Here is a 12,340-nt window from a genome sequence, read left to right as displayed (position 1 = left end):
GTGTACTCGCGGCGATTTTTTATTAAGATTATTTTTGCTATAATAAATATATTATAATATCGTTAGGAGCACTAAATTGGCACAATCACTGAATACTAAAGTCGACTTTACCACTGCTGGTATTGCTTATCTTGGCTTTGCTGAATATGGTAAAATTATGATTGGAGACCGAGCTTTCGAGTTTTTCAATGATACTAATGTTGAAAAGAACATGCAATTCCCTTGGGCCTCTATTAAACGTGTGGAAGGTGATGTTTCTGTTTCCAAAAACGGAAAAGTAAAAATTGGACGTCAGTTTATCATCGTCTTTCGTAATGAGCAAAAAGTTCGTTTTGCTGCCAAAGAGTCTGGAACTGTCTTAAAATACATCCGACAATATATTGGAAATGAAAAAGTCGTCCGTCAAAAAGGATTCTTTGATAAATTCTTTAGCCTCTTCCGCCGTAAAAAGAAATAAGAAATAGCCTCCATCGGGGGCTATTTCTTATAAAAAAAAACATACTGCACATGCACCATGATTTTCTTGATTAAGTATCTGTTCCGTTTCGTTCACGTCTAAATAAATTAAAATATAGACGATCTAAAATCTTGTCACGGTAGTCCTTTCGTCCAATAAAGCGTGTGACTTTACTGAAAATATAACATGACAAGAGAGTGACAGCAAAGTTTGGAAAGGCCAGATAAGTCGCTAAAGATAGTGCCATCACGACGATATCAATTCCAAACAAGACACGGTCAATCGTAAATTGCCAGCGATCTTCCATAATTCGACTCAAGAGGATTGAACCGCCAAAAGTCCCGTTGGATACTACAACAAGTCCTGCACCTATTCCTGATAAAATACCGTCAGAAATACCAGCGAAAATAATTTGATTAAATTGAAAACCGTTAATTCCCATCGCCTCATAAGCCAGCATCCATAAACTCATCACAGCTGCACCAGGAACACTCAGCAAAAGCTCTCTTCGGCTCAACAATTTCCACCCAAAGAGAAACAAGGGAATATTAACTACAAAGAAAGTCAGTGCTGGGTTGATTCCAAAAACAAAATCAACAAATACTGAAAAACCTGCAATCCCATTACTTGCTAAGTAATTAGGAATAACAAAAAGTCTTACCGATAAAATATAAAAACCCACTCCTACAATAAGAACAATTAAATCTTTTATAAACTGCTTATCTATCTTTACTCCAATGATCGACATAGGACCCCCTTTATTCTATAATACCATTTAGGAATTTAAAGAACTAATGATTTATGAGGCGCTTGCAAAGTTTTAAATTTTCTGATAGAATGACATTAGAAGTCAGTTTTGAGACTATCTTTTTCAAGAGAGCTTGTGGGTGGTGAAAACAAGTAAAGATTCTTTAAACATTCTGCTTCTTGTTTGATTTTATCCTATGAAAATAGGAACGTGTTTCTCGCGATAAGGGAACTAAAGTCCTATCCTTATGATAGGAAATTTAGGTGGAACCGTGCTTATAGCGCCCTAATTCTTCTTTCAGGAGAATTAGGGCTTTTTATTTTATATTAAAAGGAGATTTTATGCTTGATATCAAAAAAATCCGTGCAGACTTTGACGGAGTAGCCGCAAAATTGGAAACACGTGGTGTTAAAAAAGAAACACTGCAAGAACTCCATGAACTTGATGTACGCCGTCGTGAACTGATCGTACAATCTGAGAACTTAAAAAAAGAACGTAATGCCGTATCTGATGAAATCGCGTTGGTTAAACGTGAAAAAGGCGATGCATCTGAAAAAATCACTGCCATGAAACAAGTTTCTGCTGATATTAAAGTTATTGATGCTGAACTTGCTGATATTGAAGAAAAGTTGACCACTTACACAACAACGCTTCCCAACTTGCCACATGATGATGTGCCTGTAGGTGCTGATGAAGATGATAATGTTGAAATTCGTCGTCATGGTCAAACGCCTGAATTCAGCTTTGAACCTAAACCTCATTGGGACTTAGGAGAGTCTCTTGGTATCCTTGATTGGGAACGTGGCGGTAAAGTTACCGGTTCTCGTTTCCTCTTCTATAAAGGCGCTGGAGCACGTTTAGAGCGCGCCTTGTATAACTTTATGTTGGACGAACATGCTAAAGAAGGTTATACTGAAATGATTACGCCTTATATGGTCAATCAAGATTCTATGTTCGGTACAGGTCAATATCCAAAATTCAAAGAAGATACTTTTGAAGTAAATGATGACCGTGGTTTTGTGCTCATTCCTACTGCTGAAGTACCTTTGACCAACTACTACCGTGGTGAAATCTTGGATAATGCTGAACTCCCAATCTACTTCACAGCAATGTCTCCTTCATTCCGTTCTGAAGCTGGTTCAGCTGGCCGTGATACACGTGGCTTGATTCGTTTGCATCAATTCCATAAAGTTGAGATGGTCAAATTTGCACGCCCTGAGGAATCTTACAATGAACTAGAAAAAATGGTTGTCAATGCCGAAAACATTCTCCAAAAACTCGGTTTAGCTTATCGTGTAATCGCACTTTCTACAGGCGATATGGGCTTCTCTGCCGCTAAAACTTATGACTTGGAAGTTTGGATCCCTGCCCAAAATACTTACCGTGAAATTTCAAGTTGTTCAAACTGTGAAGATTTCCAAGCACGTCGCGCCCAAATTCGCTATCGTGATGAAGACGGCAAAGTTAACCTGCTTCACACTTTAAATGGTTCTGGACTTGCTGTTGGCCGTACAGTTGCTGCAATCCTTGAAAACTATCAAAACGAAGACGGCTCAGTAACTATCCCTGAAGTTCTTCGTCCATACATGGGTGGTTTAGAAGTTATTAAATAAAACAAAAAAACTTGCAAATGCAAGTTTTTTATTTTACAACTCAACGATATTCCCAGATTTCAAGTAAACGATCCATTCACAAAGGTTAACCGCATAGCCGGTAATGCGTTCCAAGAATACAAGAGTCATCAAGTAATCTTTACCTGTCGTGATTGTTTCTGTATTTTCTTTCATTGCTTCCAAGATTTTTTCTTGGATTTCACCGCTCATATTTTTAACCGTTTGGTATTGGTCTGCGATTTCACGCGCACGTTTATCATTGCCTTGAATATAAGCATTCAAGGAAGCATCAACCACTGATTTCACTTTTTCACCTAACAGGGAAATGTCTTCTTCGACTTCATGGATACGCTCTTCACCTTTAAGGTTGATTGCCGCCTTAGCGATTGAAGTTACATGATCGCCCATACGTTCCAAGTCACTTGAGGCTTTAAGCACTGTGATAATCGTACGTAAGTCTCCTGACACTGGTTGTTGTAAAGCAATCATTTCCAGTGATTTTGTTTCTAATTTTGTTTCCAATTGGTTAATCATTTCATCACTTGTAATGACATCTTCTGCCAACTCACGATCATGACTCACAAAGGCACGAACTGCTTTATTCAATTGTGCAGATACTTGTGTTCCCATTGAATAAAATTGGTTGTGAAGTTTATTGAGTTCTTCTTCGAATTGTGTACGTAACATTTTTTCTCCTCTTAACTAAGCTCAGAGCAATAGGTGCTCCTTACATCATACCATATTATCCAAACTTACCAGCAATATAATCTTCTGTTTCCTGTTTTTCAGGGTTAAGGAAGATTTTTTTCGTATTGTCCATTTCAACCAAGTCACCATTAAGCATGAAGGCAGTACGATCAGAGATACGTGAAGCCTGTTGCATGCTGTGCGTAACAATAGCCAAAGTATAATCTTCTTTAAGTTCTAAAAGTGTCTCTTCTACATGCCCTGCCGAAATTGGATCTAGAGCTGACGTTGGTTCATCAAGCAAGATGATTTTAGGATTGACAGCAAGCACACGGGCGATACACACACGTTGTTGTTGTCCGCCAGATAACCCAAGCGCTGAAGTATGAAGAATATCTTTTACTTCATCCCAAATATTTGCAGCCTTAAGTGAATTTTCAACGACCTCATCGAGCAAAGCTTTGTCTTTTACACCTTTGAGACGCAAACCATAAACAACATTTTCATAAATCGAAAATGGAAAAGGATTTGGTTGCTGAAAGACCATGCCGATTTCTTTACGAAGATCTACGGTATCCACTTTTGGACTGTAGATGTTATGTCCTTTGTACATAATTGCGCCCGTAATTGTTACTGTTGGAATTAAATCGTTCATGCGGTTAATTGAACGCAAAAGCGTTGATTTTCCACATCCAGAAGGGCCAATAAGTGCTGTAATCTCATTAGGATAGAATTCCATATTGATTTGATTGAGCGCTTTTTTCTTACTATAATACAGCGAAAGGTCGCTGACTGTTAAAATTGCTTCTTTTGTCATATTGTCCTCTCGATTATCCAAAGTGTCCTGAAACATAATCTTCTGTCGCTTTAAGATTTGGCTGTGTGAAGATTTTGCTTGTCTCATCGTATTCAATTAAGTCGCCTGAATAGAAGAATGCTGTATAGTCAGAAACACGACTGGCTTGTTGCATGTTGTGCGTAACGATAATGATCGTATAGTCTTTCTTAAGTTCGGTCATTGTTTCTTCAATTTGCATTGTAGAGATAGGATCCAAAGCTGAAGCTGGCTCATCCATTAAGATAATTTCCGGTTTAACCGAAAGGGCACGTGCAATACATAAACGCTGTGCTTGACCACCAGAAAGTGCCAAGGCTGACTTGTTCAAGTTGTCCTTGACTTGCTCCCATAAAGCTGCTTGCTTAAGCGATGTTTCCACGATTTCATCTAATTTTTTCTTATCTTTTATGCCTTCACGACGATGGATAAAAGCGATATTTTCATAGATTGATTTTGGGAAAGGATTTGGTCTTTGGAAAACCATACCGATTTGCTTACGGACTTCGTAAACATTGACTTTAGGGTCACTGATATTGACACCTTCATACATGATTTCACCTGTAACTCGTGCACCATCAATCGTATCATTCATACGGTTAAGCGCGCGGAGATAAGTTGATTTACCAGAACCTGAAGGGCCAATTAAAGCCGTCACTTGATTTTTAGGAAATTGCATAGAGACACCATGAATTGCTTCTTTTGTGCCATTATAGAAAACCCGCAAATCGTTTGTTGAAAGAGCGATATTTTTGTCGAAAGTCAAAATGTGACGTTCGTTCCAATCATAAGTTGCCATATTTTTCTATATTCCTTACTAATTTCCAGATGTGAGTTTCTTGTGGAGGCGATTTCCGAGGAAACGTGCCCCAAGGTTGAACAGCAATACAAAGATAATCAGTACTGCAGAAGCTCCTGCAGAAATCTGAGTTGCTGTTGCGATTGTTCCTTCAGTGTTCAAAGCCCAAATATGTACGGCCAATGTTTCAGCAGGACGGAAGAGTGACAATGGGCTTGTCAATGACATAGGATTCCAGTTGGCCCAGTTGATTGGCAAGTTGGTTTGACCCGCAGTATAAATCAAAGCTGCCGCTTCACCGAATACACGTCCTGAAGATAAGATAACCCCTGTTAAAATCCCCGGTACTGCTGCTGGTAAAATGACTTTAGTGGCTGTTTCCCATTTTGATAAACCGAGAGCCAAGCCACCTTCACGTTGCATTGTCGGAATGGCACGGAGTGATTCCTCAACATTACGTGTCATCAAAGGTAGGTTGAAGACTGTAAGAGCAAGGGCACCGGATAAGACAGAGAAACCAAGGCCAAACTGAATAACGAAGAGCAACATACCGAAGAGACCCACAACGATTGAAGGAAGTGATGACAATACCTCAATTGCTGAGCGAACTGCACCAGTCAACCAATGTTTTTGATTGGCGTATTCTGAAAGGTAAATTCCCGCACCCAATGAAAGTGGAATTGAGATAATTAAAGTCACAACTAATAAGTAAACTGAGTTAAAAAGTTGAATAGCGATACCGCCGCCAGTCAATGGATTTGAAGGTGTTGTTAAGAATTCCCAAGATACAAAAGGTAAACCTTTAACTAAAATATAAATCAAGAGAAAAGCGAGTATTGCAACAATGATACCTGAAAGTGCATAGAGCACGCCAGTGGCAATTTTATCTGTGCGTTTTGCATTCATTATTTAAGGCTCCCTTTCTTAGCGATAGCACGCATCGCAATATTAAATACCAATGACATAAGGAGAAGGAGGAGGCCAAGTGACCAAAGGGCATTCAATTGAATACCTGGTGTAGCATTTGGAATACCTGATGTCAAAATTGAAGTTAGAGTTGAAGCCGGAGAAACCAAATCTTGTGGCATTGTTACGGCATTACCAACAACCATTTGGATGGCCAAGGCTTCACCAAAGGCACGCGCCATACCAAAGATTACTGCAGTTAAAATCCCAGGTGCTGCGGCACGCAGTAAGACACGCCAAATGGTTTGCCAACGTGTTGCCCCTAAACCAAGGGAAGCTTCACGATAATGAGGTGGGATGGCTTTAAGCGCATCGACAGTCATTGAAGTAACTGTTGGTAAAATCATAACAAAGAGTACGAACACCCCCGCAAGCAAGCCAAGGCCTGTTCCACCAAATGTATTACGGATAATAGGTACAACAACAGTCAAACCGATAAATCCATAAACAACTGAAGGGATACCTACCAAAAGTTCAATAACCGGTTGCAAAATTTTCGCACCATATTTTGGCGAAATTTCTGTCATATAGATTCCTGCTCCGATGGCAAAAGGAGTTGCCACCAAAGCTGAAAGCACAGTAACGATTAAAGAGCCCGCAAACATTGGTAAAGCACCAACTGCAGGTTTCCCGTCAGGGCCGATTGCTCCAGGCTCCCAATGTGTTCCAAAGAGGAAACGGAACGGATTCACACCATCCACAAAGAAAGTTGAAAGACCTTTTTGAGCGACAAAGACCAGAATAAGTCCAACGACAAAAACGATAATTGCGATACACAAGAATGTCAATGTCCTACCAAATTTTTCCAAGCGTGAATCTTTTGAACTTGAAAGTAATTTTTCTTTAATTTTTGAGTTTTCCATAACTACCTTACTAATTATTTAATTGGTGTAACTTTACCTTTATAATCACGATCAATTTTCATCTCCGTTACAGGGATGTAGCCGAGTTTTCTCAGTGTTACTTTGTCATTTTTAACATAGTTGATAAAGCGATTTTCTACAAAGTTCTCATTTTTATTATTGGTATACATATGTTCGTAAGACCAAATTTTCCACTTGTTAGTTGTTACATTTGTATCTGTAGGTTCAACCCCATCTAAGTTCAGTGGTTTAATCCCTGGCTTGTGGATATAAGGGAACGAAACATAAGAAATTGCACCTGGTGTTTGACCAACCAATTGTACAACCGAACCAGAAGCATCTTGAGTAGGGCCGTCAATTTCCCGCGCACCATTCAAGGCAAGGTTATCAAAATTGACACGTGTTCCTGAACCTGCCGTCCGTCCGATAACCGTAATTTCTTGATCTGGACCGCCAACTTCTTTCCAGTTTTTTACTTTTCCGGTGAAAATATCAATAAGTTGATCTTGAGTGACATTTGATAAATCCAAATTTCGATTCACGATTGGTGCAAAACCGACAACTGCAACCTTATTTCCTGTAATTTTAGAAGCATCAATTCCTGATTTTTCCTCTGCAAAGATATCTGAGTTACCAATTTGGAAAGAGCCTGCGACCACTTGTGCAAGTCCAACACCTGAGCCTCCACCTTGAACCATAATAATATCTTCTGGATATTTCTTCATATAGTCCAAGGAAACTTGTTCAACCAGTGGTTTCATTGCCGTTGAGCCACCTACTGTGACTTGATTTGAGTTGGGCGCACATGCCGCTAAAGTCACAAGACTCATTGCTGCAAATAAAGCCATTAAAATTTTCTTTTTCATATCCTTATTTTAGCATAAATCAACCATAAATAAGCAAAAGCTTACCGCTTACAATGTAAACAGTTTGTAAATGGAACGGCAAAGAGAGCACCTGAGACACGGCCCAAGTACTCTTGCTCTTTGCATCATCATTAAGAACAAGGATTTTCTAAAAGAATAAGTTTTTGTAAAGTAAAACCAAAGGTATGAAAAGAAAATTTTAATGCTTTACTCTGCTCACTCTTATTTCTTATTTATTTGTGATTTTTCCTTGAGCGTCACGTTCAACTTTCATATCAGAAACCGGGATATAGCCAAGTTCCTTGATTGTTTTTGTATCTTCAGTCACGTATTTGATAAAATCTGTTTCGGCTGCTGTTTCTTTTTCTTTATTAGTATACATGTGTTCGTATGACCAAACTTTGTAGCTATTGTCTGCAACATTTTCATCTGTTGGTTTTACATTATCAATACTGACTGCTTTGATATCTTTACTCTTATCAAGGTAAGAAAAGGCAACATAGGAGATTGCACCAGGTGTTTGAGAGACCATAGTTACTGCCGTACCTGAGGCATCTTGCGTCGGACCTTCTACTTCTTTTTCGCCCCCAAGAGCTAAATTATCAAAGTTCACACGTGTACCTGAACCTGCTGCACGCCCAATTACTGTGATTTTTTCATCCGGACCTCCAACTTCCTTCCAGTTCTTCACTTTTCCTGTGAAGACATCTTTAAGTTGTTGTGTTGAGAGATTATCAATGTTAATATCTTTATTTACAATTGGAGCAAAACCAACGACAGCTACTTTATGGTCGTTCAATTTAGAAGCATCAATTCCTGATTTTTCTTCTGCAAAGATGTCAGAGTTGCCGATTTGGAAGGTTCCTGTTGAGACCTGAGTCAAACCTACACCGGATCCACCACCTTGTACAGTGATTTGAACTTCTGGTTTTTTAGCTGTGTACTCAGTTGAAGCTTGTTGTACCATAGGTTGCAAGGCTGTTGAACCTCCAGCGATGATTTTACCTGAAGCTGGCGTTGAGCTTCCTGAGCTGCTATTAGACGATGAATTGCCATTTCCACAAGCTGCAAGCGTCAACAGAGCTGCACCAGCGATAATTCCAGAAAGTAACTTTTTATTCATGAGATTTTCTCCAATAATTTTCTATGTTCTCCGTAAGCTCTTTCGCTTACAATACTATCTTAACACTGTTGGTAACCTCTAATTGTAAATGCTTAGTAAATACTAGGTAAACGCTAAGTAAACGGTTTTACTTTTTATTATTGCTACAAAAAAAGCAAGAAACAATTGTCTCTTACTTTTTAGCGATTGTAGGCCTTGATTTGACGAGCAATATCACGATTTTGCTCTTTACGTTTGAGTGTTTCACGCTTGTCGTACTGTTTTTTTCCTCGTGCGAGTCCCATTAAAACCTTGGCAAAACCATTCTTCAGATAAACTTTTAAAGGAATAAAAGTAATTCCGGTTCCTGTCAACTCCTTCTCAATCTTCACGATTTCTTTTTTCTTAAGTAAAAGTTTACGCGTGCGAAGTTCATCCACATTAAAGATGTTTCCTTGCTCGAAAGGTGCAATATGAACATTTGAAAGCCAAACTTCACCATCTCGTACCCGAGCAAAACCATCTTTAAGTTGAATTTTTGCTTGACGAACCGATTTGATTTCTGTTCCTGTTAGAACAATCCCTGCCTCAAACGTTTCAAAAATTTCATAATCATGCCGGGCCTTTTTATTTTGGGCCAGGGGCTTATCTACTGTATTTTTTACCATAATTTTATTATAGCAAAAAAGTAGGGATGTTGCTTTTCTTTCAAAAGTTTAGCTTCAAATTTTTCGATTAGTTATTGCTTAAATCTTGCCCATTTGAAGTAATCACTTTTTTATACCAGTCAAATGATTTCTTCGGTGTACGTTTTAGGGTTCCATTTCCCTGGTCATCACGATCAACATAGATAAAACCATAACGTTTAGACATCTCGCCTGTTCCAGCCGATACCAAGTCAATACAGCCCCATGAAGTATAGCCCAGAAGCTCGATTCCGTCCAGCTCGACTGCTTTAATCATTTCAGAAATGTGTTCAGCCATATAAGCGATACGATAATCATCTGCTACATAACCCGTTTCATCTGGTTTATCTATAGCTCCTAAACCATTTTCAACAATGAAAAGTGGTTTTTGGTAGCGATCGTAAAGTGTATTCATGGTTGTGCGTAGCCCCACAGGATCAATCTGCCAGACCCATTCAGATGCTTTGAGATAAGGGTTTTTAACTGAGGCGAAGATATTACCTGATGTTTCTTCATCCCCTTCTTCCTGAACTTTCGCAACGCGGCTTGAATAGTAAGAGAAGGATACAAAATCAACAGTATTATGAGCAAGAAGTTCCTCATCACCTTCCAGTATAGGCAAAGTAAGGCCCTCACGTTCCAGCTGTTTCAAGAAATAATTTGGATATTTGCCACGTGCTTGTACATCAATCAAGAATAGGTTTTCACGATTTTTATCGAGCGCTTCACGAACATTTTCTGGTTTAGAATCCCAAGGATAGTAATCTCCAGCAGCTACCATACAGCCAATCTTATTTTCCGGATCTATTTGGTGGCCAATTTTTGTCGCCAAGGCTGAGGCAACAAGTTCATGGTGTGCCGCAGTAAAGAGGACTTGGTCACGATTCTCTCCTTCTTCAATATAAACACCTGCGCCCATAAACGGAGCGTGCAAGAGCACATTGATTTCATTAAAGGTAAGCCAATATTTGACCAGACCTTTGTAGCGTGTAAAGAGGACAGTGACTAAGTTTTCATAAAAACCAACCAGCTTACGATTACGCCAGCCCCCATATTCTGTTACCAAGTGCATTGGAATATCAAAGTGCGTAATGGTCACTAAAGGCTCGATATCATACTTACGTAGCTCTTTAAAGACCTTTTCATAAAACATTAATCCTTCTTCGTTAGGTTGAGTTTCATCACCTTTTGGGAAAATCCGCGACCAAGCAATGGACATACGGAAAGTTTTGAATCCCATTTGAGCAAACAAGGCAATATCTTCTTGCCAGTGATTGTAAAAATCAATAGCTTCATGTCCAGGATAGAAAAGTCCTTCTTCTGGCTGCAAATGCTTTTCAAGTCCTAAAATAATAGCTTCACGGCGTGAGCCATGTGGGGCCAAATCCACATTGGCAAGTCCGCGGCCACCTTGATCCCAGCCGCCTTCATATTGGTTGGCAGCTGTTGCACCGCCCCAGAGAAAATCTTTAGATAATGGCATTATATGCTCCTTTGTATAATTTAGATTATTGTAGATACATCAATGTAATGTATGCGTTATCAATATTTTCATTATAGCAAAAATTATCAGAGCAATCTGTCGGAAATACGGAAAGTCTGTTACTATTTCTCGAAACAAAAGGCTAAAAAACAACCCATATTATTTTGTTAACTTCTCTTAAATATACATATCACGCTGTTCCAACCAATTCCTTAATAATACGAAAGAACTCCTGAGAGCGTTTGCTTCCATTTTTTGAAAAAGGTATAATAAATGCACAAATAAACAACTGGAGAGCTCTTAATGAAAGAATTGTATTTAATGCGCCACGCTCAAACTCTATTTAATGTGCAAGGGCGCACGCAAGGTTGGAGTGATTCGCCACTGACACCAAAAGGAATCGATGATACGCTTAAGGCAGGAGAACGACTTCGAGCAAAACGACTTTGCTTTGATGCCTTCTACTCTTCCACACAAGAGCGGGCTTCTGACACTCTAGAATTGTTATTTCCCAATCAAGAATATAGCCGCCTGAAAGGTCTTAAAGAAATGAATTTTGGAGCCTATGAGGGGCATAGTGATTACTTGGAGCCTATAGATAAAACGACATACTTCAAAAATTTTGGTGGTGAAAGCAGTCATCAGGTCTCTGAGCGGATGTACCAAAGTTTATCAGAATGTTTAAACAAGCACGATAAGGTTTTCGCCCTTTCTCACGGTGCAGCAATGCATTTTTTTACCCAGGAGAAAGTTTTTAACTTTGAGAGTCAACCTCCTGTGCCACTCGGTAACTTGGCTTGTCTTCATTTTACTTATGATGAAGGAATCTTTACCTTTATCGAATCAATCTCATTGTTATAAAAGGTATCTTCCTCATCGAGCATAGCCGATGCCTTTTGAACTTTCTAGAAAATTTTAAGGATATAAAAATGATAGGGGACAGCACTTCTTGTTCTGGCTGTATTAGCTGTGGGACAAAGCGAACTTCCTTCAGGAGTAAGTACTGGTTTTAGCGCCGTTATTATCATTTCTTTAGGCTTATCTTTAGGTTCAACAACAGGTTTTGCAGTTAATCCTGCACGAGATTTAGGTCCTCGTCTTGTGCATACACTCTTACCACTTAAACATAAGGGGACTTCTGATTGGGCATATGCTTGGATTCCGGCAATTGCACCTCTTGTTGGCGCTGTTCTGGCCGCTTTATTATTCAAGCAACTGATTTATTAAACAAATAA

14 protein-coding genes are annotated in these 12,340 nt (G+C 39.2%); 4 read left to right on the top strand and 10 right to left on the bottom strand.

All coding sequences use genetic code 11. The annotated features are described in order from the left end of the window. Positions 1 to 76 precede the first annotated feature (76 nt). Positions 77 to 457 (top strand): DUF956 family protein, encoded by a 381-nt coding sequence (locus J0J33_RS04905; RefSeq protein WP_004258908.1) that lies wholly within the window; start codon positions 77 to 79, stop codon positions 455 to 457. 70 nt (positions 458 to 527) lie between these two features. Here J0J33_RS04905 and J0J33_RS04900 read toward each other — a convergent pair whose 3' ends face one another. Continuing rightward, complete coding sequence (locus J0J33_RS04900; protein ID WP_206888342.1) at positions 528 to 1,205, bottom strand: YitT family protein; 678 nt, start codon at positions 1,203 to 1,205, stop codon at positions 528 to 530. A gap of 341 nt (positions 1,206 to 1,546) precedes the next feature. Between J0J33_RS04900 and serS the strand changes: the two genes are divergently transcribed. Next, positions 1,547 to 2,818, top strand: a complete 1,272-nt coding sequence (gene serS / locus J0J33_RS04895; RefSeq protein WP_206888339.1) for a serine--tRNA ligase — start codon at positions 1,547 to 1,549, stop codon at positions 2,816 to 2,818. Between the two features lie 33 nt (positions 2,819 to 2,851). Here serS and phoU read toward each other — a convergent pair whose 3' ends face one another. The 9 genes from phoU to J0J33_RS04850 all read right to left on the bottom strand — a co-directional run bounded on the left by phoU (position 2,852) and on the right by J0J33_RS04850 (position 11,105). Continuing rightward, positions 2,852 to 3,505 carry a phosphate signaling complex protein PhoU gene (phoU, locus tag J0J33_RS04890; protein WP_003134981.1) on the bottom strand — a complete coding sequence of 218 codons (654 nt, stop codon included), beginning with the start codon at positions 3,503 to 3,505 and terminating at the stop codon, positions 2,852 to 2,854. Positions 3,506 to 3,560: 55 nt separating this feature from the next. Further along, positions 3,561 to 4,322: a phosphate ABC transporter ATP-binding protein PstB gene (gene pstB / locus J0J33_RS04885; RefSeq protein WP_004258923.1), complete on the bottom strand. Its 762-nt coding sequence runs from the start codon at positions 4,320 to 4,322 to the stop codon at positions 3,561 to 3,563. Between the two features lie 13 nt (positions 4,323 to 4,335). Beyond that, a complete protein-coding gene (gene pstB, locus J0J33_RS04880; RefSeq protein WP_014024392.1) occupies positions 4,336 to 5,139 on the bottom strand; it encodes a phosphate ABC transporter ATP-binding protein PstB in 804 nt (267 codons plus the stop codon). An 18-nt stretch (positions 5,140 to 5,157) separates the two neighbouring features. Further along, the gene (gene pstA, locus J0J33_RS04875; RefSeq protein ID WP_014024391.1) at positions 5,158 to 6,045 is read right to left on the bottom strand and encodes a phosphate ABC transporter permease PstA; all 888 of its coding nucleotides are present in this window, start codon (positions 6,043 to 6,045) and stop codon (positions 5,158 to 5,160) included. Beyond that, entirely contained in the window at positions 6,045 to 6,968 is a 924-nt protein-coding gene (gene pstC / locus J0J33_RS04870) for a phosphate ABC transporter permease subunit PstC (RefSeq protein ID WP_004258934.1), read from the bottom strand. The genes pstA and pstC overlap by 1 nt, the downstream gene beginning before the upstream one ends. A gap of 14 nt (positions 6,969 to 6,982) precedes the next feature. Beyond that, positions 6,983 to 7,834 (bottom strand): phosphate ABC transporter substrate-binding protein, encoded by an 852-nt coding sequence (locus J0J33_RS04865; RefSeq protein ID WP_019293080.1) that lies wholly within the window; start codon positions 7,832 to 7,834, stop codon positions 6,983 to 6,985. A gap of 229 nt (positions 7,835 to 8,063) precedes the next feature. Beyond that, on the bottom strand, positions 8,064 to 8,957 hold the full coding sequence (locus tag J0J33_RS04860; RefSeq protein WP_206888336.1) for a PstS family phosphate ABC transporter substrate-binding protein: 894 nt from the start codon (positions 8,955 to 8,957) through the stop codon (positions 8,064 to 8,066). Between the two features lie 179 nt (positions 8,958 to 9,136). Further along, on the bottom strand, positions 9,137 to 9,604 hold the full coding sequence (smpB, locus tag J0J33_RS04855) for an SsrA-binding protein SmpB (RefSeq protein WP_019292037.1): 468 nt from the start codon (positions 9,602 to 9,604) through the stop codon (positions 9,137 to 9,139). A gap of 67 nt (positions 9,605 to 9,671) precedes the next feature. Further along, on the bottom strand, positions 9,672 to 11,105 hold the full coding sequence (locus J0J33_RS04850; protein ID WP_206888334.1) for a 6-phospho-beta-glucosidase: 1,434 nt from the start codon (positions 11,103 to 11,105) through the stop codon (positions 9,672 to 9,674). A 303-nt stretch (positions 11,106 to 11,408) separates the two neighbouring features. Here J0J33_RS04850 and J0J33_RS04845 point away from each other — a divergent pair, with 303 nt between their 5' ends. Next, positions 11,409 to 11,966 (top strand): histidine phosphatase family protein, encoded by a 558-nt coding sequence (locus J0J33_RS04845; protein WP_061413523.1) that lies wholly within the window; start codon positions 11,409 to 11,411, stop codon positions 11,964 to 11,966. Between the two features lie 108 nt (positions 11,967 to 12,074). Continuing rightward, positions 12,075 to 12,332 (top strand): aquaporin, encoded by a 258-nt coding sequence (locus J0J33_RS04840; protein WP_240265610.1) that lies wholly within the window; start codon positions 12,075 to 12,077, stop codon positions 12,330 to 12,332. Positions 12,333 to 12,340 lie beyond the last annotated feature (8 nt).

It is taken from the genome of Lactococcus sp. LG1267 (genome assembly GCF_017309545.1).
Taxonomy (GTDB): domain Bacteria; phylum Bacillota; class Bacilli; order Lactobacillales; family Streptococcaceae; genus Lactococcus; species Lactococcus petauri.
This window is presented reverse-complemented; position numbering and strand designations above follow the sequence as displayed.

Bases quoted from the DNA above. Each gene is read 5' to 3' on its own strand.
- J0J33_RS04900 (WP_206888342.1), bottom strand. From the start codon at position 1,205: ATGTCGATCATTGGAGTAAAGATAGATAAGCAGTTTATAAAAGATTTA.
- serS (WP_206888339.1), top strand. From the start codon at position 1,547: ATGCTTGATATCAAAAAAATCCGTGCAGACTTTGACGGAGTAGCCGCA.
- phoU (WP_003134981.1), bottom strand. From the start codon at position 3,505: ATGTTACGTACACAATTCGAAGAAGAACTCAATAAACTTCACAACCAA.
- pstB (WP_004258923.1), bottom strand. From the start codon at position 4,322: ATGACAAAAGAAGCAATTTTAACAGTCAGCGACCTTTCGCTGTATTAT.
- pstB (WP_014024392.1), bottom strand. From the start codon at position 5,139: ATGGCAACTTATGATTGGAACGAACGTCACATTTTGACTTTCGACAAA.
- pstA (WP_014024391.1), bottom strand. From the start codon at position 6,045: ATGAATGCAAAACGCACAGATAAAATTGCCACTGGCGTGCTCTATGCA.
- pstC (WP_004258934.1), bottom strand. From the start codon at position 6,968: ATGGAAAACTCAAAAATTAAAGAAAAATTACTTTCAAGTTCAAAAGAT.
- J0J33_RS04865 (WP_019293080.1), bottom strand. From the start codon at position 7,834: ATGAAAAAGAAAATTTTAATGGCTTTATTTGCAGCAATGAGTCTTGTG.
- J0J33_RS04860 (WP_206888336.1), bottom strand. From the start codon at position 8,957: ATGAATAAAAAGTTACTTTCTGGAATTATCGCTGGTGCAGCTCTGTTG.
- smpB (WP_019292037.1), bottom strand. From the start codon at position 9,604: ATGGTAAAAAATACAGTAGATAAGCCCCTGGCCCAAAATAAAAAGGCC.
- J0J33_RS04850 (WP_206888334.1), bottom strand. From the start codon at position 11,105: ATGCCATTATCTAAAGATTTTCTCTGGGGCGGTGCAACAGCTGCCAAC.
- J0J33_RS04845 (WP_061413523.1), top strand. From the start codon at position 11,409: ATGAAAGAATTGTATTTAATGCGCCACGCTCAAACTCTATTTAATGTG.